General features: G+C 71.3%; 18 protein-coding genes. 10 read left to right on the top strand and 8 right to left on the bottom strand.

Translation table 11 applies throughout. The annotated features are described in order from the left end of the window. Nucleotides 1-52: 52 nt before the first annotated feature. The 4 genes from IAG42_RS23500 (at nt 53) to IAG42_RS23485 (ending at nt 4225) form a co-directional block, all read left to right on the top strand. Nucleotides 53-1456, top strand: a complete 1404-nt coding sequence (locus IAG42_RS23500) for an amino acid permease (RefSeq protein ID WP_188341569.1) — start codon at nt 53-55, stop codon at nt 1454-1456. A gap of 156 nt (nt 1457-1612) precedes the next feature. Then, on the top strand, nt 1613-3064 hold the full coding sequence (locus IAG42_RS23495; protein ID WP_188338934.1) for an amino acid permease: 1452 nt from the start codon (nt 1613-1615) through the stop codon (nt 3062-3064). Between the two features lie 147 nt (nt 3065-3211). After that, entirely contained in the window at nt 3212-3862 is a 651-nt protein-coding gene (locus tag IAG42_RS23490) for a superoxide dismutase (protein WP_188338933.1), read from the top strand. 144 nt (nt 3863-4006) lie between these two features. After that, nucleotides 4007-4225, top strand: coding sequence for a hypothetical protein (locus IAG42_RS23485; protein WP_188338932.1), 219 nt, complete (start codon nt 4007-4009; stop codon nt 4223-4225). Here IAG42_RS23485 and IAG42_RS23480 read toward each other — a convergent pair whose 3' ends face one another. Then, nucleotides 4226-4882, bottom strand: a complete 657-nt coding sequence (locus IAG42_RS23480; protein ID WP_188338931.1) for a mycothiol-dependent nitroreductase Rv2466c family protein — start codon at nt 4880-4882, stop codon at nt 4226-4228. A gap of 157 nt (nt 4883-5039) precedes the next feature. Here IAG42_RS23480 and pepN (IAG42_RS23475) point away from each other — a divergent pair, with 157 nt between their 5' ends. Both pepN (IAG42_RS23475) and IAG42_RS23470 read left to right on the top strand, forming a co-directional pair. Beyond that, nucleotides 5040-7607 carry an aminopeptidase N gene (pepN, locus tag IAG42_RS23475; protein WP_188338930.1) on the top strand — a complete coding sequence of 856 codons (2568 nt, stop codon included), beginning with the start codon at nt 5040-5042 and terminating at the stop codon, nt 7605-7607. Nucleotides 7608-7809: 202 nt separating this feature from the next. Continuing rightward, nucleotides 7810-8859 carry a hypothetical protein gene (locus tag IAG42_RS23470; RefSeq protein ID WP_188338929.1) on the top strand — a complete coding sequence of 350 codons (1050 nt, stop codon included), beginning with the start codon at nt 7810-7812 and terminating at the stop codon, nt 8857-8859. Between the two features lie 57 nt (nt 8860-8916). Here the strand turns inward: IAG42_RS23470 and IAG42_RS23465 are convergent, their stop codons facing one another. Both IAG42_RS23465 and IAG42_RS23460 read right to left on the bottom strand, forming a co-directional pair. Then, complete coding sequence (locus tag IAG42_RS23465) at nt 8917-10686, bottom strand: TIGR03767 family metallophosphoesterase (protein ID WP_188338928.1); 1770 nt, start codon at nt 10684-10686, stop codon at nt 8917-8919. A 167-nt stretch (nt 10687-10853) separates the two neighbouring features. After that, complete coding sequence (locus IAG42_RS23460) at nt 10854-11321, bottom strand: NUDIX hydrolase (RefSeq protein WP_188338927.1); 468 nt, start codon at nt 11319-11321, stop codon at nt 10854-10856. 305 nt (nt 11322-11626) lie between these two features. Between IAG42_RS23460 and IAG42_RS23455 the strand changes: the two genes are divergently transcribed. Continuing rightward, on the top strand, nt 11627-14938 hold the full coding sequence (locus IAG42_RS23455) for a S8 family serine peptidase (RefSeq protein WP_188338926.1): 3312 nt from the start codon (nt 11627-11629) through the stop codon (nt 14936-14938). Between the two features lie 62 nt (nt 14939-15000). Here IAG42_RS23455 and IAG42_RS23450 read toward each other — a convergent pair whose 3' ends face one another. Both IAG42_RS23450 and IAG42_RS23445 read right to left on the bottom strand, forming a co-directional pair. Next, entirely contained in the window at nt 15001-15681 is a 681-nt protein-coding gene (locus tag IAG42_RS23450; RefSeq protein WP_188338925.1) for a hypothetical protein, read from the bottom strand. 1 nt (nt 15682) lies between these two features. Beyond that, nucleotides 15683-16195 carry a sigma-70 family RNA polymerase sigma factor gene (locus IAG42_RS23445; protein WP_188338924.1) on the bottom strand — a complete coding sequence of 171 codons (513 nt, stop codon included), beginning with the start codon at nt 16193-16195 and terminating at the stop codon, nt 15683-15685. Nucleotides 16196-16393: 198 nt separating this feature from the next. Here IAG42_RS23445 and IAG42_RS23440 point away from each other — a divergent pair, with 198 nt between their 5' ends. Further along, entirely contained in the window at nt 16394-17413 is a 1020-nt protein-coding gene (locus IAG42_RS23440) for an aspartate-semialdehyde dehydrogenase (RefSeq protein WP_188338923.1), read from the top strand. 15 nt (nt 17414-17428) lie between these two features. Here the strand turns inward: IAG42_RS23440 and IAG42_RS23435 are convergent, their stop codons facing one another. Further along, nucleotides 17429-18616: an MFS transporter gene (locus IAG42_RS23435; protein WP_188338922.1), complete on the bottom strand. Its 1188-nt coding sequence runs from the start codon at nt 18614-18616 to the stop codon at nt 17429-17431. A 100-nt stretch (nt 18617-18716) separates the two neighbouring features. Here IAG42_RS23435 and IAG42_RS23430 point away from each other — a divergent pair, with 100 nt between their 5' ends. After that, a complete protein-coding gene (locus tag IAG42_RS23430; RefSeq protein WP_223206138.1) occupies nt 18717-19619 on the top strand; it encodes a LysR family transcriptional regulator in 903 nt (300 codons plus the stop codon). Here IAG42_RS23430 and IAG42_RS23425 read toward each other — a convergent pair. Beyond that, nucleotides 19591-20112, bottom strand: a complete 522-nt coding sequence (locus IAG42_RS23425; protein ID WP_188338921.1) for a DUF1203 domain-containing protein — start codon at nt 20110-20112, stop codon at nt 19591-19593. The two genes, IAG42_RS23430 and IAG42_RS23425, sit on opposite strands and share 29 nt — an antisense overlap. Nucleotides 20113-20246: 134 nt before the next feature. Between IAG42_RS23425 and pepN (IAG42_RS23420) the strand changes: the two genes are divergently transcribed. Further along, nucleotides 20247-22820 carry an aminopeptidase N gene (pepN, locus tag IAG42_RS23420; protein ID WP_188338920.1) on the top strand — a complete coding sequence of 858 codons (2574 nt, stop codon included), beginning with the start codon at nt 20247-20249 and terminating at the stop codon, nt 22818-22820. A 283-nt stretch (nt 22821-23103) separates the two neighbouring features. Here pepN (IAG42_RS23420) and alc read toward each other — a convergent pair whose 3' ends face one another. Next, nucleotides 23104-24243: an allantoicase gene (gene alc, locus IAG42_RS23415; RefSeq protein ID WP_188338919.1), complete on the bottom strand. Its 1140-nt coding sequence runs from the start codon at nt 24241-24243 to the stop codon at nt 23104-23106. Nucleotides 24244-24276: the final 33 nt, after the last annotated feature.

Here is a 24276-nt window from a genome sequence, read left to right as displayed (position 1 = left end):
TCCCGCCAATTCCTGCGCCCCCTTGTTCGACCCAGATCGGCTGACGCACCTGATGCACGACCCCCGGCACGACGACGCCCCGCTCCCCTCCGAAGGGCCGCTGCCCGACGAGCCGCTGGGCGGTGGGCTCAAGCAGCGGCATCTGACGATGCTGGGGCTCGGCGGGGTGATCGGCGCGGGCCTGTTCGTGGGGTCCGGTGCCGGGATCGAGGTCGCGGGCCCGGGCATCGTCGTCTCGTATCTGATCGCGGGCGCGCTCGCGATGTGCGTGATGCGGATGCTGGGCGAGATGTCGGCGGCGATGCCGGCCTCCGGCTCGTTCTCGGTGCACGCGGAGCGGGCGCTCGGCCGGTGGGCCGGGTTCAGCGTGGGCTGGCTGTACTGGTTCCTGCTCGTCGTGGTGCTCGCGGTGGAGGCGACGGGCGCGGCGCAGATCGCGAACGGCTGGGTGCCGTCGGTGCCGCAGTGGACGTGGGTGCTGCTGTTCATGGTGGTGTTCACCGTGGCGAACCTGACGGCGGTGAAGAACTTCGGCGAGTTCGAGTTCTGGTTCGCCTCCCTGAAGGTCTTCGCGATCGTCGCGTTCCTGGTGCTGGGCCTGCTGGCGATCTTCGGCCTGCTCCCGGACACGGACCCCGTGGGCCTCACGCACCTCACCGGCGACGGGGGCTTCCTGCCGCACGGCTGGCAGGGCGTCGTCTCGGGCGTGCTCGCCGTCGTCTTCGCGTTCGGCGGCCTGGAGGTCGTCACGATCGCGGCGGCCGAGTCGGACGACCCGGTCCGCTCGGTGGCGCGGGCCGTGCGCAGCGCGGTGTTCCGCATCCTCTTCTTCTACGTCGGCTCGATGCTGGTCATCGTGACGGTGCTGCCGTGGACCGCGCAGAAGGCCGGCGTCAGCCCCTACGTCACCGTCCTCGACGCCATCGGGATCCCGTCGGCGGGGCAGATCATGAACATCGTGGTGTTCGTGGCGCTGCTGTCGGCGCTCAACGCCAACCTGTACGGCGCGTCCCGGATGGTGTTCTCGCTGGCCGAGCGCGGGGAGGCGCCGCGCTCGCTGCTGAAGGTGAGCGGCGGCGGGGTGCCGCGCCGGGCGGTCCTCGCGTCGGTGGCCTTCGGTTTCGTGTCCGTGGTGCTGAACCTGAAGTGGCCGGACTCGGTGTTCCTCTACATGCTCAACTCGGTCGGCGCGGTGCTGCTGTTCGTGTGGGCGCTCATCGCGGTGTCGCAACTGCGGCTGCGCCGGCGCATCGAGGCGCAGGCGCCGGAGAAGCTCGTCCTGAGGATGTGGGCGTTCCCGTGGCTGACCTGGGCGGCGCTCGCCGCGATGGCCGCGGTGGTGGGCCTGATGCTGACCGACGACGGGGCGCGTCCGCAGCTGCTGTGGTCGACGGGGGCGACGGCTGCGGTGCTGGTCGTGGCGGGTGTGCGGGAGTTGCGCGCACGGCGTGCCTGATCCTTCACGCAGCGTCTACGAGGACGTCGCGGGGTGTGAGCGTCGTGTCCGTATAGCGGAAACGTATTCCCTGTGAGCGGGCCGCGCCCACAGACTGTGGGCCGTTTACGCACCGTTTACTCATGACCCGTCTCAGCTAGTGAACAGGGCACATCCATGTCTCGGACGTCCGCGCAGTCAGCCGCAGAGGATGCGGCAACCGTAGAGGATGCGGTCGCGCAGCCCGTCGAGCAGTCGGCGGCCGCCGAGCCGTCGCTCTCGCACGGCCTCAAGCAGCGCCATCTGTCGATGATCGCGCTCGGCGGCGTGATCGGCGCCGGCCTCTTCGTCGGCTCCGGCACCGCGATCGCCGCGGCCGGTCCCTCGATCATTCTCGCCTACGCGATCTCCGGCGCCCTCGTGATGCTGGTGATGCGCATGCTCGGCGAGATGGCGGCGGCGTATCCGGCCTCCGGTTCCTTCTCCGTGCACGCGGAGCGGGGCATCGGCCCGTGGGCCGGGTTCACGGCGGGCTGGTCGTTCTGGTTCCTGCTGTGCGTGGCGGTGGGGCTCGAGGGGATCGGCGCGGCGGGCATCGTGCACGCGTGGGTGCCGGGTGTGCCCGAGTGGGCCTGGGTCGCGCTGTTCATGCTGCTGTTCACCGGCTCGAACCTGGCCGCGGTGAAGAACTTCGGCGAGTTCGAGTTCTGGTTCGCGACGCTCAAGGTCGGCGCGATCGTCCTCTTCCTGGGCATCGGCGTCCTGGCCATCCTCGGCGTCCTGCCCGACGTCGACGCCCCCGGCATGTCCAACCTCACCGGCCACGGCGGCTTCATGCCGAACGGCTCGGAGGGTCTGATCGTCGGTCTGCTCGCGTCCGTCTTCGCGTACGGCGGTCTGGAGACCGTCACCATCGCCGCCGCCGAGTCCGAGCACCCGGTGCAGGGCGTCGCCAAGGCGGTCCGTACGGCGATGTGGCGCATCGCGCTCTTCTACGTCGGCTCGATGGCCGTCGTCGTGGTGCTGCTGCCCTGGACGGCGAAGGAGATCCCGACCAAGGGCCCGTACGTCGCAACCCTCGACCACCTGGGCATCCCGGCGGCCGGCCAGATCATGAACGTCGTCGTCCTGATCGCCCTGCTGTCCGCGATGAACGCCAACATCTACGGCGCCTCCCGCATGGCCGGCTCGCTGGTCGCCCGCGGCATGGGCCCGAAGATCGTCGGCCGGATCTCCGGCGGGGTGCCGCGGGTCGCGGTGATGCTGTCGGCCGCGTTCGGCTTCGTGTGCGTGCTGCTCAGCTACTGGCGCCCGGACGACATCTTCGCCTGGCTGCTCAACACCATCGGCGCGATCATCCTCGTCGTCTGGTTCTTCATCGCCATCTCGCAGCTGATCCTGCGCCGCAAGCTGGAGCGCGAGGCGCCGGAGAAGCTCGTCGTGAAGATGTGGGCCTACCCGTACCTGACCGTCCTGGCGCTGCTCGGCATGGTCGCGGTCTTCGTCCTGATGGCCCGCGAGCCCGGCACCCGGGTGCAGCTCTACTACACCGGCGGCCTGACCCTGATCCTCGCGGTCGTCGGCTTCGCCCGGCAGAAGATCGCAGAGAAGAAGGCCGTGAGCGCCTAGCTCCCCGCCTCACACCGTTTCCCGAAGGACCCCCGGGCCAACTGGCCCGGGGGTCCTTCGCGTTGCGCGCGACACTCTTGCTGCTAGCCTGCACTTGCGAATGACTTGCAATAAGCCGTGCAATGAGCAGCCGGAGGGCACACGTACATGGCCATCTACACGCTTCCTGAGCTTCCCTACGACTACGCGGCGCTCGAACCGGTCATCAATCCGCAGATCATCGAGCTGCACCACGACAAGCACCACGCCGCGTACGTGAAGGGGGCCAACGACACCCTGGAGCAGCTGGCGGAGGCCCGCGACAAGGAGCAGTGGGGCGCGCTCAACGGCCTGGAGAAGAACCTGGCCTTCCACCTCTCCGGCCACATCCTGCACAGCATCTACTGGCACAACATGAACAGCCCGAAGGACGGGGGCGGCGGTGAGCCGCTGGCCGCCGACGGCGTGGGCGACCTCGCCGACGCGATCACCGAGTCCTTCGGCTCCTTCGCCGGTTTCAAGGCACAGTTGACCAAGGCCGCCGCGACGACGCAGGGCTCCGGCTGGGGCGTCCTCGCCTACGAGCCGGTCAGCGGGCGGCTCATCGTCGAGCAGGTCTACGACCACCAGGGCAACGTGGGGCAGGGCTCGACCCCGATCCTCGTGTTCGACGCCTGGGAGCACGCCTTCTACCTGCAGTACAAGAACCAGAAGGTCGACTTCATCGACGCCATGTGGGCCGTCGTCAACTGGCAGGACGTGGCCAAGCGGTACGCGGCCGCCAAGGAGCGCGCCTACAACCTGCTGCTCGTCCCCTGACGGGGATGGCCGCGTCACATACGTCCCGCCTCGTGATCGTCTTCTCAACCTTCACTGCGGCGGGCGGCTGAAAAGACGGACCCCCGTGAGGACGTGACTCACGGGGGTCTGTCGGTTTTCGGAGTTCCGGGGCATCTTGGGCCGATGACCAACGAGGTGGAGCGGGAGCGGCACTGCCCGACGTGCAAGTCCTACGAGCAGCACCGGCATCTGACGCCCGAGGAGGACGCCTGGCTCCGGAAGACCGCGGGCGAGACGTACACCTACGACTGGTGGCGCTGCAAGAAGACCGGCTGCCGGACGCTACGGAACCACGGCGTCGAGAGCCGGAACGTTCAGCTCCCCGAGGACTTCGACGACTGACTAGTTCTCGAAGACCGGCCCCGCCGTGCGCGTCCGCTTGATCTCGTAGAAGCCCGGCACCGACGCCACGAGCAGCGTGCCGTCCCAGAGCTTCGCCGCGGCCTCGCCCTTGGGTGCCGGCGTGACGACCGGGCCGAAGAACGCGATCTGCTCGCCGTCCGCGCCGGGGACCGCGATGACCGGTGTGCCGACCTCCTGGCCCACCTTGTCGATGCCCTCCTTGTGGGAGGCGCGCAGCTCGGGCTCGTACTTCGTGTCGTCCCAGTGCTCCATGAGGGAGGCGGGCAGGCCGACCTCGTCGAGCGCGGCGGCGACGGCCTCCTTGGTCGGGCCCTCGCCCCCGTTGTGGATCCGGGTGCCGAGCGCGGTGTAGAGGTCGCCGAGCACCTCGGAACCGTGCTCCTGCTGGGCGGCGATGACGACGCGGACCGGGCCCCAGGCCTTGGTCTCGAGCATGTCCCGGTACTCCTCGGGCAGCTCGTCGAGCTTGTCCTCGTTGAGCACCGCGAGGCTCATCACGTTCCAGCGGACCTTGATGTCCCGGAACTTCTCGACCTCGAGCACCCAGCGGGAGGTCATCCAGGCCCAGGGACACAGCGGATCGAACCAGAAGTCGACGGGGGTCTTCTCGACGGGCTTCTCGGCCGTGGCGGGCATGACACTCCTAGGCAGTCGCTGAAGGGGTACGCCCGGGTACAACGCGCTCGCGGGGCGGTCCCATTCCCGGATGTCCGGGGAAGGGGACGCGTGCGAGGATCATAGGCGTTCGAACGGTCCCACAAGGACCCAACAACGTCACAAAGGAGTGCCGCCCGTGCCCGGTGAGAATCTGTCCCGCGACGAGGCCCGCGAGCGGGCGGGTCTGCTGTCGGTCGACGGGTACGAGGTGGCCCTCGACCTGCGGTCCGCCGTCGGTGAGGCCCCGGGCGAGGGACCGCGCACCTTCCGTTCCGTGACCACGATCCGGTTCCGGGCGAACGAGCCCGGCGCGAGCACCTTCGTCGACCTGATCGCCCCGTCCGTGACGGCTGTCTCCCTCAACGGGGAGGACCTCGACCCGGCCGCCGTGTTCGACGGCAGCCGGATCCGGCTGGAGAACCTGGCGGAGGAGAACGAGCTGGTCGTCGACGCCCAGTGCGCCTACTCCCGCACCGGCGAGGGCATGCACCGCTTCGTCGACCCCGAGGACGGCGAGGTCTACCTCTACACGCAGTACGAGCCGGCCGACTCCCGCCGCGTCTTCGCCAACTTCGAGCAGCCCGACCTGAAGGCCCCGTACCGGTTCAGCGCGCAGGCGCCCGAAGGCTGGACGGTCTGGTCGAACGGGGTCGGTGAACTCAAGGACGGCGTCTGGCGGTTCGCCGAGACGAAGCCGATCTCCACGTACATCACCGCGATCGTCGCCGGCCCGTACCACTACGTGACGGACACCTACACGCGCGGCGACCTCGAGATCCCGCTCGGCGCCATGTGCCGCAAGGGCCTCGCCCCGTACTTCGACGCCGACGACGTGTTCCTGGTGACGAAGCAGGGCCTCGACTTCTTCCACGAGAACTTCGACTACCCGTACCCCTTCGGCAAGTACGACCAGGCCTTCGTGCCCGAGTACAACCTCGGCGCCATGGAGAACCCGGGCATGGTCACCTTCCGCGAGGAGTTCATCTTCCGCGGCAAGGTCACCCAGGCCTCGTACGAGCGCCGGGCCAACGTGATCCTGCACGAGATGGCCCACATGTGGTTCGGCGACCTCGTCACCATGCAGTGGTGGGACGACCTGTGGCTGAAGGAGTCCTTCGCCGACTTCATGGGCTCGTTCTCCATGGTCGAGGCGACCCGGTTCAAGAACGGCTGGATCACCTTCGCCAACAACCGCAAGTCCTGGGCCTACCGCGCCGACCAGCTGCCCTCCACGCACCCGATCACGGCCGACATCCGTGACCTGGAGGACGCCAAGCTCAACTTCGACGGCATCACGTACGCCAAGGGCGCCTCGGTGCTGAAGCAGCTCGTCGCGTACGCCGGGCGGGACGCCTTCCTCGAGGGCGCGCGCCGGTACTTCAAGCGGCACGCGTACGGGAACACGCAGCTCGGCGACCTGCTGTCGGTCCTCGAGGAGACCAGCGGGCGTGACATGACGTCCTGGTCGCGGGCCTGGCTGCAGACCGCCGGGGTCAATTCGCTGACCCCGCAGGTCACGCTGAGCGGCGACGGCCGGATCACCGAGCTCGCCGTGGTCCAGGAGGCCGCCGCCTCCCACCCGGAGCTGCGGCCGCACCGGGTGGCCGTCGGCCTCTACCGGCGCACCGTCGAGGGCGCCCTGGAGCGCTACGCGCGCGCCGAGGTAGACGTCGACGGGCCGCGCACCGTGGTGACGGAGCTGGCCGGGGCCGAGGCGCCGGAGCTCGTCCTCGTCAACGACGACGACCTCACGTACTGCAAGATCCGCTTCGACGAGAACTCGCTGGCCACGCTGCGCGAGCAGCTCGGCGACATCAGCGACCCGCTGGCCCGCGCCCTGTGCTGGTCCGCGCTGTGGAACCTGACGCGGGACGCGCTGATGCCGGCCCGCGACTTCATCGGTCTCGTGCTGCGGTACGCCGGGCGGGAGTCCGACATCGGCGTCCTGCAGATGCTGCACGCGTGGGCCCGCTCGGCGCTCACCCACTACGCGGCGCCGGCCTGGCGCGCGGAGGGCGGGCGGCTGCTCGCCGAGGGCGCGGTCAAGGAGCTGCGGCTCGCCGAGCCGGGCAGCCAGCACCAGCTGACCTGGGCCCGCTTCTTCGCTTCCGTCGCCTCGGGCGAGGCCGAACTCCAGCTCCTCCAGGGGCTGCTGGAGGGCAGCGCGAAGATCGACGGGCTCGAGGTCGACCAGGAGATGCGCTGGGCGTTCCTGGAGACCCTCGCCACGTACGGGGTCGCCGACGAGGCCGTCCTCGCGGACGAGCTGGCCCGCGACGACACCGCATCCGGCAAGCGGCACCAGGTGCGCTGCCTCGCCGCGCGCCCCTCGGCGGCCGTCAAGGCGCAGGCCTGGGCGCAGGTCGTGGAGTCGGACGCGCTGAGCAACGCGCTGGTGGAGGCCACCATCGCCGGGTTCCAGCAGCCGTCCCAGCGGGAGTTGACCGCTCCGTACGCCGAGAAGTACTTCGCGGTCATCGAGCGGGTCTGGGACGAGCGGTCCATCCAGATCGGCATGGACGTCGTGCGGGGCCTGTTCCCGACGCTGCAGGACTCCGACGCGACGCTCGCGGCGACCGACGCGTGGCTGACCGCGCGCGAGGACGCGGCTCCCGCGCTGCGCCGGCTCGTGCTGGAGGCCCGGGACGATCTGGCCCGGGCGCTGCGCGGGCAGGCCTGTGACGCCGGGGCCGCCTCCTCGTGACGGATCCGGGTGCGCGGGGGCGCCCTTCGGGGCGCCCTGGCATCCGGTGTTACTGAATGCGGGTATGACAGGCCGTAACCCGCTGTGCCGCCTGGCCCTTTCGGCCAGGCGGCCGTTCGACTTTAGGGCGAGCTTGTCCGGCTTTGTCGACGGGACGGTAACAGCGGTTAGCGGGTGCGGCCCGGCCGGGAAGGGCCTGGTCATGAACCACAACTCCCCCGCCCCGCTGTTCCCCCGCCCTCTGCGTGAGCTCGACCGTCTCCACCTGCGCGTCATGAGCGGCGCCCAGCTCAAGGCCCACGGGGTCGGCGCCGCCGCCGCGCAGGAACAGTGCCGGCCCGGTGGGCCCTGGCGGCAGCTGCTGCCCGGCGTCTTCCTGCTGCACCCCGGCCCGCCGACCGGTGAGGAGCGGGTGCGGGCCGCGCTTCTGTACGCGGGGCGCCCCGCCCGGCGCGGCGGCGGGGGCGCCGGTGCCGTGCCCGTGCAGCAGGGTCCCGCCGAGGCGTCCCCCGACGCCCTGGTCACCGGGCTCGCCGCGCTCGCCCTGCACGGGTTCGCCGCCGCTCCCCCGCTGAACTCCGTCGATCACGTCGACGTGCTGGTGCCGCGGACGCGGCGGTTGCGGTCCACCGATCTCGCGCGGATCGTGCGGGCCGCCGTGCTGCCGGCTCCGGTCGTTCTGCAGGGGGTCCCTGTCGCTCCCGTCGCCCGGGCGCTCGCCGACGCCGTCGCACAGCTCGGCGACGCGGGGGCCGTGCGACGGCTGCTGACGGAGGCGGTGCGGGGGCAGTTCTGTGAACCCGCCGTCGTGGTGCGCGAGTTGACGCAGGCGCGGCTGCTCACCCGGCCCCATGTCGTCGACGCCGTCGACTCCTTGCTCGCGGAGGGGCGCGCCATCGCCGAGGACCGGCTCTACGCCATGGTGCGCGAGCACGATCTGCCCGCGCCGTTGTGGAACGTGGACCTGCGGCTGCCCGGCGGGCCGCACCTGGGCGGGGTCGACGCCTTCTGGCCCGACCAGTCCGTCGCCCTGGAACTCGACGCGCGGGCGCCCCGGCAGGAGGAGGACTCCGTCTGGATCGAGTACGCCCGCAAGCGGGAGCACCTGGAGCGGCTCGGGATCACCGTCGTGCACCTCACCCCGCGCAAGCTCCGCGAGTCCATGGAGCAGCAGGCCGCCGTGGTGCGGACCGCCCTCATGGCCGCCGGGGACCGGGATCCGGCGGCCTATGTCGTCGTCCTGCCCCGCTGAATCAGCCCGCGGGTCGGCTCCGGCGTCAGGCAGGCTGTCCGTCAGGCAGGCTCTGCGTCAGCTTTTGCGCAGGACCAGTTCGGTGTTGCGGTCCTTCGGCTTGCCGGCCAGCGTCGTGCGGGCGCCCGGCGCGTTGAAGGACAGCTCCCGGTAGAGCGACGCCAGGTTCGTCGCCGTGAGGTGCGTGGGGGTTGCCTTGTACGGCGCCGCCGACTCGATGAGCGTCGTGAACAGGGACAGGGTGCCGTCGTGGTTGTCCGCGATCTCGATGACCCGGGCCAGTTGCGGGAAGTCCACGTGCGAAGCCGTCGAGATCTCCCAGAAGCCGGGGGCACCGTCCGAGCCCGGGTGCGGGGTGATCTTGTTCTTGTGACTGTGGCCGTTCACCCAGGCCAGGACCGGGCGGTGGGCGGCCAGGAGCGCGGTGAGCTCGGCCCCGCCGTGGCGCTTCTCGCGCGGGCGCTGCGGGTCCGGGTTGAGGTTGCGCATCGACTTGCTGGTGTGGTGCGAGAAGACGATCACGTGGGTGTGGTCGGCCGCCGCCTTGTTCAGCTGGTCCTTCAGCCAGGCGAGTTGCGCCGCGCCGATCGAGCCCTCGTAGTGGCCGCCGGGGTCCGTGGTGTCCAGGCTGACGCCTCGTACGCCGGGCGCGATCTCGAACGCGTAGTACTGCGTGCCCTCGTGCAGGTTGGCCTGGGTGTAGCCGTGGCCCACCGGGCCCGGGCCGCGGTAGGCCGGGTCCAGGTGCGCGGCCACGTACTCGGCCGGGGTGAAGGGGGCGCGGGACTCGTCCGGGGTGACCTTGCGCATCTGGCGGGAGCGGGACGTGAGCAGTTCCTTGAACGCGGCGCCCTTCAGGTCTCCGCCGCGCTCCACGTTGTCCCAGATCGCCTCGCCGTCCGCCGTGGGGAGCTCCATCAGCTTGCGGTCGCCCACGGCGAACTCCGTGAAGAACGGGTCGGCGGGGGCGTAGCAGCCGCCGGGCAGCGCGTCGTGGTTGCCGACCGTCGAGTACCACGGGATGTTCAGGCCGGGGCTGCTGAGGGGGCGGATCGCCGCCTCCAGGAAGCCTTGGACGCGCGGGAAGGCATGGGACTGTTTGTCGTTGTCGGGGAACTTGGAGTCCGGGTGCCAGTACAGCTTCAGGCCGCTGTTCTGCACCCCTTCGTAGTGGGCCGGGTCTCCCGTGTTCGGCGTGATGCCGCCGCCGCTCATCGTCTTCAGGAACCAGTCGAGTTCGCAGCGGGCGTTGTTGTCCGTGTTGTCGCCCGTCGTCATCACGCAGTGCAGGGGCGACGCCGTCACCGGGCCGCCCGGGAGGCTGTTCACCCGCTCCACGAGCGAGATCGCGCCCGCGACCGACAGTGCCTCCTGGGGGCGCCAGGCGCTGGACGTCGCGCCGCGCAGGTACTCGTAGCGCAGCGGGTTCTGCACGTCCACGATGTGCATGTCCGTGAACTGGACGAACGCGGCGAGTGCCGTGCGGCGGGTCTCCCTGTTGCGGTGCGGGGCCGTCAGGTCGTCGCGGGTGACCCTCGGCCAGCCGGGGCCCGAGGTCAGATGGCGGTACGCGTGGGAGGCGGGGGCCGTGTGCGGGGTCGCGGTCTCGGCCAGGGTCGTGCCCCGCGTGTACGGGGCCCTGGCCGGGCGGCCTTCGGTCGTGCGGGTCCTGGTGGCGGCGGGCGGGTTCGTCGGGCCCGCTGCCGCTTCGCCGGGAGCGCCCAGCGCGTAGCCGAGGCCCGCGGTGAGGGTGGCTGCGCCGGTTGCGGTCAGTAGGGTGCGGCGGTCCAGTCGTACGGCTTGCGTGACAGAGCGTGTGCGCGGCATGGCGCGGTCTCCCCTGGTGCGGACGCGGCGACAAGTTCCGTCTTGGATGCTTGGCACCGGGGGTGGCCTGCGCGTGAACGGCGACGCAACGCGTGTCGCCTATCGGCGTACGTGGATCAGGGGGCTCGCGGTGTTGGGGGCGGGGCCGGGGCGCGGCTTTGTCGCCGTCACTCCGTGTTCACCTTGCGGGGAAGGACGTGGCCCGTCGGGGGGCGGTTGCGCCAGAGTTCGAGGCCCACGTCCACCAGCTCGACCCGGGGCAGCTGTGACACCTCGTCGAGGTCGTGCCAGGCCGCCATGTCCGTCGAGCCGTTCTCCTCGTGACGCAGCGTGCCGCCCGTGATCTCGCCCTCGTAGACCAGGCGGAGGCCGTGGAAGTCGGCGACCTTGCCGAGCTTGCGGGGGTAGCGGCGCAGCACCGAGTGCACGCCGATGAGGGTGCCGGGGGTGAACGCGTACCCCGTCTCCTCCTCGACCTCGCGGATCACCGTGTCGTACGGGTCCTCGCCGTGGTCCATCCCGCCGCCGGGCAGCGTCCAGCGCTTGGTGCCGTCGCCTGCGACCCAGCGGGCCAGGAGCATCCTGCCGTCGCGCACGCACACGGCGTAGGCCGCCACCCGCAGCTCTTTATGCATCCCCTGACGCTAAAGGGTCGATGCCGTGTGTGCACCGGGTGCGCGGAGAGTGGAGGGTTGCCGCCCGGAGCGCCTCGGCGGCCGGCCGCCGGTTCCGACCGGGGCGAGGTGGGTACGGGACCGCACGGGTCGCGTGGCCGGTGGTCCCCTTGGTGCCGGTTTGCCGCCTGTGGCGTATGGCGGGTCTACGCCACGGCCTGAACCCGCCTCGGGCAAGTCTCCCCAAAGTGTGGTCACTTACGTAAAGCTGAGCGGTCATCCGGCACCGAAATCCGGATCCCTTTCGATCTCACCTTGGGATGCTGATGACCTCCGATCCCCAGCACGCGCCGATATCCGGTGCGAGACGCGCGGCCCGGCTCGCGGCCGCCGCCGGCCTCGTGGCCGCGCTCACCGCGGCCGGGCCGATACCCGTGGCCCTCGCCGCCGATTCACCGGCCGCCGACCCCGCCGTCAAGGCCTCGAGCGACAAGCTCGGCGCCCAGGACGCGGAACTTCTCGCCGACGCCCAGGCCGACGGCAAGAAGAACGTGACCGTCATGGTCGCCACCGCGCCCGGCAGGACCGAGGCCGTGGCCGAGCAGCTGGACTCCGTCAAGGGCGGCTCCGTCGGCCGCACTTACGACAAGCTCGGCTATGTACGGGCCACCCTGCCCACGGGGCGCGCCGAGGCGGCCATCAAGGCCGCCGAGAAGCTCGACTCGGTGCACGGCATCGATCTCCGGCAGGAGATCGCGCTCGACGACCCGACCCCGGCCGCCGACTCGGTCAAGGGGGAGCGGGCCGCCGCCGGTTCCGATGCCGGGCCGGGCGCCGACACCCCCGCGCAGAACCCGTACAACCCCTCGTTCGAGACCGGGGCCGTCGACTTCGTCGCGAAGAACCCGAAGGCCGACGGGCGCGGGGTCACCATCGGCATCCTCGACTCCGGCGTCGACCTCGGGCACCCCGCCCTGCAGAAGACCACCACCGGCGAGCGCAAGATCGTCGACTGGGTCACGGCGACCGACCCGATCGTGGACGGCGACAAGACCTGGCGGCCGATGGTCACCTCCGTCGCCGGGCCCACGTTCACGGCCAACGGCCGTACGTACAAGGCGCCTTCGGGCACCTTCGGGTTCAGCACCTTCAAGGAGAGCGACACCGCGGGCGGCGACGCCAAGGGTGACGCGAACCGTGACGGCGACACGACCGACGTCTGGGGCGTTCTCTACGACGCCGCCAAGGGCACCGTCACCGTGGACGTCAACGACAACGGTGACTTCACCGACGACACCGCCATGAAGCCGTACAAGGACGGCTACCAGGTGGGGTACTTCGGGACCGACGACCCCAAGACGGATGTCGTGGAGCGGCAGCCGTTCGTGGTCGAGGTGCGCAAGAACGTGCCGATGGACCCGTACGGCGGTGACTGGGTCGGCAAGAAGGTCGACTTCGTCAACATCGGCGTCATCGAGTCCGAGCACGGCACGCACGTCGCCGGCATCACCGCCGCCAACTCCCTGTTCGGCAACAAGCAGATGAACGGTGCCGCGCCCGGCGCCAAGCTCGTCTCCTCGCGTGCCTGCTCCTGGAGCGGTGGCTGCACCAACGTCGCCCTGACCGAAGGCATGATCGACCTCGTCACCAAGCGTGGTGTCGACATCGTCAACATGTCCATCGGCGGGCTGCCGGCCCTGAACGACGGCAACAACGCCCGGGCCGAGCTGTACACGCGCCTGATCGACCAGTACGGCGTCCAGCTCGTCATCTCGGCCGGCAACTCCGGTCCCGGTGCCAACACCATCGGTGACCCCGGGCTCGCCGACAAGGTGCTGTCGGTCGGCGCCTCCATCTCCAAGGAGACCTGGGCCTCCAACTACGGCTCCGTCGTCGAGAAGCCGTACGCGATGATGCCCTTCTCCTCGCGCGGCCCGCGTGAGGACGGTGGCTTCGCCCCGTCCATCACCGCGCCGGGTGCCTCCATCAACACCACCCAGACCTGGCTGCCGGGCTCCCCGGTCGCCGAGGCGGGCTACGCGCTGCCGGCCGGCTACTCGATGCTCCAGGGCACCTCGATGGCCTCCCCGCAGGCCGCCGGTGCCTCCGCGCTGCTGATCTCCGCCGCCAAGCAGAAGAAGATCGACCTCACCCCTGCGAAGCTGCGCACCGCCCTGACGTCGACCGCCCACCACATCAAGGGTGAGCAGGCCTACGCCGAGGGCTCGGGTCTGATCGACGTGGTCGACGCCTGGGACTCGATCCGTGACGGCGCCACCGCGCACACGTACACGGTCAAGGCCCCGGTCGACACCGCCATCGACTACGCGCTGAAGACGCCCGGTTTCGGCACCGGTCTCTACGACCGCGAGGGCGGCCTGAAGGCCGGCGAGCGGAAGACCTACGAGGTCACCGTCACCCGTACCTCCGGCTCCTCGAAGCCCGTGCTGCACCAGCTGTCCCTGGGCAACAACTCCGGTGACACCTTCCGGATCGCCGGGCCCACCCGCGTCTGGCTGCCGCTGAACAAGCCGGTCACCGTCAAGGTCCAGGCCACCCCGGAGTCCGCCGGTCTGCGCAGCGCGATCCTGCGCGTCGACGACCCGAAGACCGAGGGCGTCGACCAGCAGGTCCTCGCCACCGTCGTCGTCTCGTCGCCGCTGGCCAAGCCCTCGTACACGTTCCAGGCGAAGGGCTCGGTGCAGCGCAACAGCACCACCTCGTACTTCGTCACCGTCCCCGAGGGCGCCAAGTCGCTCCAGGTGCGGATGAGCGGCCTGAAGGAGAAGAGCCAGACCCGGTTCATCTCCATCCACCCGTACGGGGTCCCGGTCGACGAGACCTCCACGCCGAGCTGCTACCCGAACTACGAGAACCCGGCCAACACCTGCCGCCCGGACCTGCGTTCCTACGCGGACCCGCAGGCCGGTGTCTGGGAGATCGAGGTCGAGTCGCGCCGTACGTCGCCGCTGCTCGACAACCCGTACACGCTGGACGTCGAGACGCTCGGTGCCGCGTTCGACCCGGCCGTGCAGACGCTCCCCGAGGCGAAGGTCGGTACCCCGGCCGACGTGTCGTGGAAGGTGACGAACAACTTCGCCGCGATCGACGGCGGCAAGCTGCAGGGCGGCCCGCTCGGCTCCTCGAAGTCCACGCGGCCCAGCATCGCGAACGGTGCCACGCAGACCACGACCGTCGAGGTGCCCGAGGGCGCCGAGCGGCTCGACGTCAGCATCGGCAACGTCTCCGACCAGGCCGCCGACCTCGACCTGACGGTCCTCAAGGACGGCAAGCCGGTCGCCTCGTCCGCCGACGGCGACTCCGAGGAGTCCGTCAGCATCGACAAGCCGGCCGCCGGTACGTACACGGTGGAGGTCGCCGGCTACTCGGTGCCGTCCGGTTCGACCGCGTACGACTACGTCGACGTCTTCTACTCGCCGTCCCTCGGCACGGTGAAGGTCGACGAGTCCAAGACCGTGTCGCTGGCCAACGGTGCGTCCACGGACGTCACCGCCCAGGTCACCGCCGCGGCCGCCGCGCCGGAGGGCCGTGAGTTCTTCGGCCAGGTGCAGCTGCTGAACGAGCGCGGCGTCGCCGCGGGCGTCGGCAACGTGAAGATCGAGAAGGTCACCCCGTAGTCCTGAGCGACCGCGGTGGGCGGGCGCCGGTCTCCACGACCGGCGCCCGCCTCTTTTCTGTTTCAGCCGTGGTCGCACGGAAGGTTCTTCGCTCCGGGAAGCGCCTCGACGACCATCGTGCGCAGCGGCGTGCGGTCCTTGCCCAGGGCCCAGTTGTCCGGCTCCCGGGACCCCACGGGAATGCTGATCAGCGGGCGGTCGCCCGGCTTCAGGCGCGGCAGCACGTCCCGGTCCATCGGGAACGTCACCGTCCGCGCGCCCGTCTCCGGCTTGAAGTACCGCGTGACGCGCAGCGTGATCCGGTCCTGGCGGGTGCCCGGCACGGGATCGACCCGGAGCACCGTGCCCTCGGCGATGAGGGCCGAGCAGGCCACGAATCCCTCGGGGGTCCGCTTGGCGTCCTCCCCCGCCTTGGCTCCCGCGGCCTTGTCGGCGCTGCTCAACGCCGGAGTGCCCGCCCCGTTCACGCCCAGCCACACCAGGCCGCCCGCGAGCGAGGCCGCGCAGGCGGCGACCAGGGCGCCGACCGCGATACGGAAGGGCCGGCGCCGGCGGGCGGGAGCCGCAGCCGGGTTCCGGGCCGGCTCAGCGCGGGCGGCGAGGGTGTCACCCAGTCCGTGCAGCTGATCGCGGAGAAAACCGAGGTCGGCCTCGATCGCGGCGGCCTCCGGATCGTCCCCGGGCAGCGGCTCACCGGCGAGGGCCCGCATCAGGAGCCGGTCCTCGTGCGTCTCGTCCGGCACGTCACACCACCTCCTGTTCGTGCAGCCGGGCCCGCAGCGCCCGGACCGCCGTGTGCAGCCGGCTCTTGACCGTGCCCTCGGGCACCCCGAGCTCCGCCGCGATGTCGCGGACCGGCAGATCCGCGTAGAAGCGCAGGACGACGACCTGCCGCTGCTGGTCGGGCAGCTGGTCCAGGCCCTGCGCGACCGCCATGGACAGGACGCGGGTGTCGGCCGCGTCCCGGGCGTTCTCCTGGCGCAGGGAGGCCAGACGCTCGCCGAGGCGCTCCTGGCGGCGGCGGGCCCGGTGCCAGTCCATGGCCAGGTTGGAGGCGACGACCGCGGCCCACGCCGACACGTCGCGCGGCGCCTCCTGCCCCTTCGCCGCCCGCTCCAGAAGGCGCAGCCGCACCTGCTGCACGCCGTCCGGCAGATCCGCGTACGGCACCCCGCCCAGCGAGAGGACGGCCCGGACCCGGTCCTCGACCGCCGCGTCCAGCGGGTCGTCGGCCCGCCCGCGCCCCGGTCTGCGCATGCTCCGCAGCAATGCCCCTCCCCCTTGCTTCGTGTGTCCTACGACGCCGGAGCCCCCCGAAAGGTTCGACGGATTCTGTGTCCTGTCGCAAAGCGTCCCGAGGGCCGGACAATGGATTGGACAAGTCGGGTCTGGACAGACGCATCATGGACGTACCCCCAGGCCGGATGGCCGCACGCACGTACGGAGGAACCTGTTGTGAAGGTCGGAATCGTCGGAGCCACCGGTCAGGTCGGCACGGTCATGCGCAAGATCCTGGTCGAGCGGGCCTTCCCGATCGAGGAGCTGCGGCTGTTCGCCTCCGCGCGCAGCGCGGGGTCGGTGCTGGACGGTGTGACGGTCGAGGACGCGTCGACGGCCGACTACACGGGCCTGGACATCGTGCTGTTCTCCGCCGGTGGTGCCACGTCGAAGGCGCTCGCGGAGAAGGTCGCCTCCCAGGGCCCGGTCGTGATCGACAACTCGTCCGCCTGGCGCAAGGACCCCGAGGTTCCGCTGGTCGTGTCGGAGGTCAACCCGCACGCGATCGCGAACCGCCCCAAGGGCATCATCGCCAACCCGAACTGCACGACCATGGCCGCCATGCCCGTCCTGCGTCCGCTGCACGACGAGGCCGGTCTGGCGGCGCTGGTCGTCGCGACGTACCAGGCCGTGTCCGGTTCGGGCCTGGCCGGTGTGGCCGAGCTGCACGGGCAGGCGCAGAAGGTCGTCGCCGACGCGGACAAGCTGACGCACGACGGCGGCGCCGTGGACTTCCCGGAGCCGAACGTCTACAAGCGGCCCATCGCGTTCAACGTGCTGCCGCTGGCCGGTTCGATCGTGGACGACGGTCTGAACGAGACGGACGAGGAGCAGAAGCTCCGCAACGAGTCCCGCAAGATCCTCGAGATCCCCGAGCTGAAGGTCTCCGGCACGTGCGTCCGGGTCCCCGTCTTCTCCGGGCACTCGCTGCAGGTCAACGCCCGTTTCGCCCGTCCGCTGAGCGTCGAGCGCGCCACCGAGCTGCTGGCGGCGGCCGAGGGTGTCGAGCTGTCGGACATCCCCACGCCGCTGCAGGCCGCCGGCCAGGACGCCTCGTTCGTGGGCCGTATCCGCAACGACGAGACGGTCGAGAACGGTCTGGCGCTGTTCATCTCCAACGACAACCTCCGCAAGGGCGCCGCGCTGAACGCGGTGCAGATCGCGGAGCTGGTGGCGCAGGAGCTGTCCGCCAAGTAGGCACGACCTCCGTCGTCAGGGGCGGTCGCCGGTTCTTTCGGTGGCCGCCCCTGTCACGCACGCGGCGGCCGTGAGCGCTCCGGCGAGCCAGAGGACGGGAGTGACACCGAGGCCGTCCACGACCAGGCCGCCCGCGAGGGCGCCGAGGGCGATCGCGCAGTTGAAGGCGCCCGCGAACAGCCCGGACACGGCCTCGCGGGCGGCCGGCGCGGCGGCGGCCAGCCAGTTCTGCGCGGCGACGGACACGCCGCCGTAGGCGAGGCCCCAGGCGAGGAGCAGCGCGGCCGACGCGGTCAGCGAGCCGACGGCGGGGATCAGGAGCAGGACGGTCGCGGCGAGTGCGGCGGCGATCGCGGTGAGGGTGGGGCGCGGGCGGCGGGCGGCGAGGGCGCCGCCGAGGAAGTTCCCGGCGATGCCGGCGACGCCGTAGGCGAGGAGCAGGGCGCTGACGGTCGCGGCGCCGAGGTGCGGGACGCGGGCGAGCAGCGGGCGGACGTAGGTGTAGGCGGCGAAGTGGCCGGTGACCAGGAACAGGACGGCGAGCAGGCCCTGGCGGACACGGGGTGCGCCGAGCAGGGCGAGGAGCGCGGCGGGGCGGACGGCGGTCTCGGCGGGCAGTGGGGGCAGGGCGGCGCGCAGCAGGGCCGCGGCGGTGAGGGAGAGGGCGCCGACGGCGGCGAACGACCAGCGCCAGCCGGTGAGTTCGCCGAGATAGGTGCCGGCGGGGACGCCGACCACGGAGGCGACGGCGATGCCGCTGAAGATGAGCGCGGTGGCCCGGCCGGTGCGGGCGGCGGGGACGAGCCGGGGTGCGAGTCCGGCGGCGACCGCCCAGACGCCGCCGATGCAGACGCCGACGAGGACGCGGGCGGCGAGGAGCGCGGGCAGGCTCGTGGCCAGGGCGGACAGCAGGTTCGCGGCGGCGAGCAGGACGAGCAGGGCCGTGAGGAGGGTGCGGCGGTCGGTGCGGCGGGCCGCCGGGGGCAGGAGCGGGGCGGCGAGCGCGGCGACGATCCCGGGCAGGGTGACGGCGAGTCCGGCGGTGCCTTCGGAGCGGCCGAGGTCGGCGGCCAGGGGGCTGAGCAGGCCCACGGGGAGCATCTCGCCGGTGACGACGGTGAAGGTGGCGAGGGCGAGGACGGGGACGGCGGCCGGGTGGGCGGCGCGTGCCGGACGGGGTCGGGTGGTGGTCTGCGGGTGCATGGGTTCAGCCTTCGGCCGGGCACCGCGCGGGAACAACGGCGAAGGTCTCACCCTTCTATGAGCGGGGCTCATCGATCGTGCGTGCCGTTACGGGGGACTCGTGCTGGACATCAGGGAGTTGGAGGCGTTCCTCGCGGTCGCCGAGGAGCGGCACTTCGGACGGGCCGGTGAGCGGCTCTACGTGTCGCAGTCGCGGGTCAGTCAGCTGCTGGCCGCGCTGGAGCGGCGGGTGGGGGCGCTGCTCGTGGAGCGGACCAGCCGGCGGGTGGCGCTGACGCCGCTCGGTGAGCGGTTCCTCGCCGAGCTGCGGCCCGCGTACGAGGAGCTGGACGCGGTGCTGGGGCGGGCCCGGGAGGCGGCGCGGGGTGTGGAGGGTGAGCTGCGGATCGGGTTCCAGGGGACGGCCGACGCCCGGCTGATGGCGGCGATCTCGCTGTTCCAGGAGCGGCATCCGGGGTGTGTCACGCGGATCGTGGAGGTGCCGTTCGCGGATCCGTTCGGGGCGGTGCGTGGCGGTGAGGTGGATCTGGCGATCGTGCTGCTGCCGGTGGCGGAGCCGGATCTGGTGCTGGGGCCGACGTTCTCGCGGGAGCGGCAGAACGTGGCGGTGTCGGTGCGGGATCCGTTCGCCGGCCGCGCCGAGGTGAGCGCGGCCGAGCTGGCCCGGGTGCCGCTGGTCGCGGCGGACGCGCCGGCGCCCGGGTACTGGCGCCGGGCCCACGCCCCGACCGCGGTGCCGGGTCCCTCCGTGCGGACCTTGCAGGAGGGGCTGACGCTGGTGGCGGCGGGGCGCGGGGCGATGCTGCTGTGCCGGCCGACGGCCGAGTACCACGGGCGGCGGGACGTGGTGCACGTGCCGGTGGCGGGGCTGCCGGACTCCGTGCTGGGGGTGGTGTGGCGGCGCGGTGCGCGGACGGCGCGGGTGCGGGCGTTCGCCTCGGCCGTGGCGGAGGCTGTGGAGGAGGCCGTGGAGGTCAGCGGGTCCGGGGGCGTTCGACCGTGAAGTGGAGGCAGCCGTACTCCACCGCCCTGACGTGGACGAGGGCCACCTCGGGGTCGGCGAAGGCCTCGTCGAGGGCGGCGTCGAGGGCGGTCGTCGCGTCGGCGGGGAGTTCCAGGAGGCGGCCGCCGGCGATGTGGCCGCGGGTGTCGTAGCGGCGCAGGGTGCGCAGGGCGCCGGGGCGGTCGAAGGGGTAGCGGTCGGGGTCGGGGACGTGGCCGGGGCAGGCCTGCGGGGTGGCGTGGAGGAAGACGGGGCCCTGTTCGTCGTAGGCGCCGGGCTGTGCTCCGGTCGCGGCGGCCCAGCGGCGCAGCGGCGCGTAGGAGACGAGGGCGATGCGCTCGCCGGGCTCGATGGGGCGCAGGCAGCAGCGGAGCGGTGAGCCCGCGTCGGCTTCGGTCGCCGTGTAGGGCACGCAGGGGCGGCCCGCGTCGTCGGTGGTGCGCAGTTCCTTGTGCGCGGTGGCTGCGATGGGCTGTGCGTCGTACCTGGTCATGTCCTCCACGGTGGTGCGCGGTGCGCGGTTTCACCGGCGGAAAATGGACATCGCCTTCCCGTACCCCTCGTGGAAGGATGACCCGAAACGTCACAAGCGTAGACCGCCAGTAGAACGCCATTGGAGATGACCGCGTGCCTGGGACCAACCTGACCCGTGAAGAGGCGCAGCAGCGGGCGAAGCTGCTCACCGTTGACTCCTACGAGATCGATCTCGACCTCTCGGGAGCCCAGGAGGGCGGCACCTTCCGGTCGGTGACCACCGTCCGCTTCGCGAGCGCGGAGGCCGGTGCCGAGACCTTCGTCGACCTGATCGCCGACGCCGTGCACGAGGTCGAGCTGAACGGGCGGTCGCTGGACGCCGCCGCCGTGTTCCGGGACTCCCGGATCGCGCTGCCGGACCTGGCCTCGGGGCCGAACGTGCTGCGGGTGGTCGCCGACTGCGCGTACACGAACACGGGCGAGGGCCTGCACCGCTTCGTGGACCCGGTCGACGAACAGGCCTATCTGTACACGCAGTTCGAGGTGCCGGACGCGCGGCGCGTGTTCGCCTCGTTCGAGCAGCCGGACCTGAAGGCGACGTTCCAGTTCACGGTGAAGGCGCCGGCGGGCTGGACCGTCATCTCCAACTCGCCGACGCCGGAGCCCAAGGACGACCTGTGGGTGTTCGAGCCGACGCCGCGGATCTCCACGTACATCACGGCGCTGATCGCGGGCCCGTACCACGCGGTGCACTCGTCGTACGAGAACGCGGAGACGGGTCAGTCGGTGCCGCTGGCGATCTACTGCCGGCCGTCGCTGGCCGAGTTCCTCGACTCGGACGCGATCTTCGACGTGACGCGACAGGGCTTCGACTGGTTCCAGGAGAAGTTCGACTACGCGTACCCGTTCGCCAAGTACGACCAGCTCTTCGTGCCGGAGTTCAACGCGGGCGCGATGGAGAACGCGGGCGCGGTGACCATCCGCGACCAGTACGTGTTCCGGTCCAAGGTGACCGACGCCGCGTACGAGGTGCGGGCGGCGACGATCCTGCACGAGCTGGCGCACATGTGGTTCGGCGACCTGGTCACCATGGAGTGGTGGAACGACCTGTGGCTGAACGAGTCGTTCGCGACGTTCGCCGAGGCCGCCTGCCAGGCGTACGCGCCGGGTTCGCAGTGGCCGCACTCGTGGACGACGTTCGCGAACTCGATGAAGACCTGGGCCTACCGGCAGGACCAGCTGCCGTCCACGCACCCGATCATGGCCGACATCCGTGACCTGGACGACGTGCTGGTCAACTTCGACGGCATCACGTACGCCAAGGGCGCGTCGGTGCTCAAGCAGCTCGTCGCGTACGTCGGCATGGACGAGTTCTTCCAGGGCGTGCAGGCGTACTTCAAGCGGCACGCGTTCGGGAACACGCGGCTGAGCGATCTGCTCGGCGCGCTCGAGGAGACCAGCGGCCGGGACCTGAAGGCCTGGTCGAAGGCGTGGCTGGAGACGGCCGGTATCAACGTGCTGCGGCCGGAGATCGAGACGGACGAGCACGGCGTCATCACCTCGTTCGCCGTCCGGCAGGAGGCGCCGGCGCTGCCCGAGGGCGCCAAGGGCGAGCCGACGCTGCGCCCGCACCGCATCGCGATCGGCTTCTACGACCTGGACGACGAGAGCGGCAAGCTGCTGCGCGGCGAGCGCTTCGAGCTGGACGTCACGGCGACGGAGTCGACCGAGGTCGCCGAGGTCGTCGGCAAGCACCGCCCGGCCGTGATCCTGCTGAACGACGACGACCTGTCGTACGCGAAGGTCCGGCTGGACGAGAAGTCGCTGGCGTACGTCGTGGAGCACCTCGGTGACTTCGAGGCGTCGCTGCCGCGCGCGCTGTGCTGGGCCTCGGCCTGGGACATGACGCGGGACGCGGAGCTGTCGACGAGCGCGTACCTGGACCTGGTGCTCTCGGGTGTCGCCAAGGAGTCCGACATCGGTGTGGTGCAGTCGCTGCACCGGCAGGTGAAGCTGGCGATCGACCTGTACGCGGACCCGGCCCGCCGGGACGCGCTGCTGGCCCGCTGGACGGAGGCGACGCTCGCGCACCTGCGGACGGCCGAGGCGGGCGGCGACCACCAGCTGGCGTGGGCCCGCGCGTTCGCGGCGACGGCCCGTACGCCGGAGCAGCTCGACCTGCTCGAGGCGCTGCTCGACGGCTCGGAGGTCGTCGAGGGTCTGGCCGTGGACACGGAGCTGCGCTGGGCGTTCGTGGAGCGGCTCGCGGCGGTGGGCCGCTACGACGAGGCGGAGATCGCCGCGGAGTACGAGCGGGACCGGACGGCTGCGGGTGAGCGGCACGCGGCGACGGCGCGGGCGGCCCGTCCGACGCTGGAGGCGAAGGAGGCGGCGTGGGCCTCCGTCGTGGAGTCGGACCAGTTGCCGAACGCGGTGCAGGAGGCCGTGATCGCGGGGTTCGTGCAGAGCGATCAGCGGGAGCTGCTGGCCGGGTTCTCGGAGCGGTACTTCTCGGTGCTGGGTGAGGTGTGGGAGTCGCGGTCCCACGAGATCGCTCAGCAGATCGCCATTGGGCTGTACCCGGCGCTTCAGGTCTCGGAGTCGACGCTTGCGGCTACGGATTCCTGGCTGGAGTCTGCTGGGCCGAACGCGGCACTCCGCCGCCTCGTCTCGGAGTCCCGTGCGGGGGTGTCCCGAGCGCTCGCTGCGCGGAGCGCGGACGCCTGACGCCTACGGTCCGGGGGCCGCGCGTTTCGATCGCGGCTCCCGGCCCGGTGGGGCTTCTCGCGCAGTTCCCCGCGCCCCTGGAAGGCATGCGGCTTCGCCGCGCCTTCCCCAGATGAAAGGCGCCCCGCGCCTTGATCGGGGAAATGCGACCCGAAGGGTCTGCATTTCAGGGGCGCGGGGAACTGCGCGACCAGCCACGCTCAACCCGCACCCGGGAACGGTGAAGGCCGGGCAGGCGCTCCCCCCGAAGCGCCGCCCGGCCAGGTCACCGGCCCACCAGGACTCAGGCCTGACGGAAGCGCTCACCCAGCGCGGAGCGCCCCGCCTCGGTCAGCGAGCCGTGCACGCGCATGCGGGCCACACCGCCGTCGGGGAACGCGTCGAGACGGATGTGCGTCGCGACGGCCTCCGCGGCCAGCGGGAAGCGGTGCAGGGTGTCGGGCTGCAGCTTGGTGCGCGGGATGATCTCGAACCACTCGCCGTCCTCGCCGTCACGGCCGCTGACGGAGACCCAGCCGGCCGAGTTGCCCTTGAGGTACGCGGTGTCGATCTCGATGGCGCGGACGGCACCCTGCGCGGCGAGCCGGAAGCGTACCCAGTCGTTCGTGCCGACGACGCGACGGCGGCGGTTCTCCCAGCCGTCGTCCATCTTCTGCGAGGTGCCCGGCAGGATGATCTGCGTCGGCGACGAGTAGAACTTGTCGGAGGCGTCCTCGTAGGCGCCGCCGTTGAGCACGGCCGCGAGGTCGAAGGTGCCGAGCGCGTCGAGCCACTCGGGGTCCGGGAGGACCTCGCCGTGCACGCGGAGGCGGGCGATGCCGCCGTCGGGGTGCTGGCAGACGCGGATGTGGGTCCAGCGGCGCTCGGAGGTGACGGTGAAGGCGTTCGCCGCGTGGCCCTTGACCTGGCTCTTCGGGACGATCTCCTCCCACTTCACGTCGTCGGCGAGGAGCTCGTCGGGGCCGGGGGCGCCGGGCACCGAGGTGGCCTGGATGCTGACCTTCTGCGGGTAGTTGCCGCGGAAGTGGGCGGTGTCGACGATGATGCCGCGGATGATGCCGGGGGCACCGAGCCGGACGATGGCCCAGTCGTGGTCCTCGGGGGCCGGGAACGGCTGCTCGGCGGTGCCGCGGCGACGGCGGGTCTCCCAGCCGTCCATGACCTTGCCCTTGTGCCCGAAGTGCTCGGGGTCGAAGACGGCGCGCTCGCGGATGAGGAGGTTCTCGCGCATGGCGAAGAACTCGTCGTTCGCGGCGATGACGCCCGCGCCGAGGCGGCGGTCCGCCAGGTCGACGAGGTCGGCGAACGCGTCGACGTCACCGAAGGTGCGGTAGTCGGCGTACGGGTCGCCGCCACCGTAGGGGTTGGCGTCGTTGGCGTGCGGGTCGTCGGTCGCGGCGTTGGCCTCGGGGTGAGTCGTCATACGTCCACTGTCCGGCGAGGCACCACATAGGTC

The sequence above is a fragment of the Streptomyces xanthii genome, from assembly GCF_014621695.1.
Lineage (GTDB): Bacteria > Actinomycetota > Actinomycetes > Streptomycetales > Streptomycetaceae > Streptomyces > Streptomyces xanthii.
This window is presented reverse-complemented; position numbering and strand designations above follow the sequence as displayed.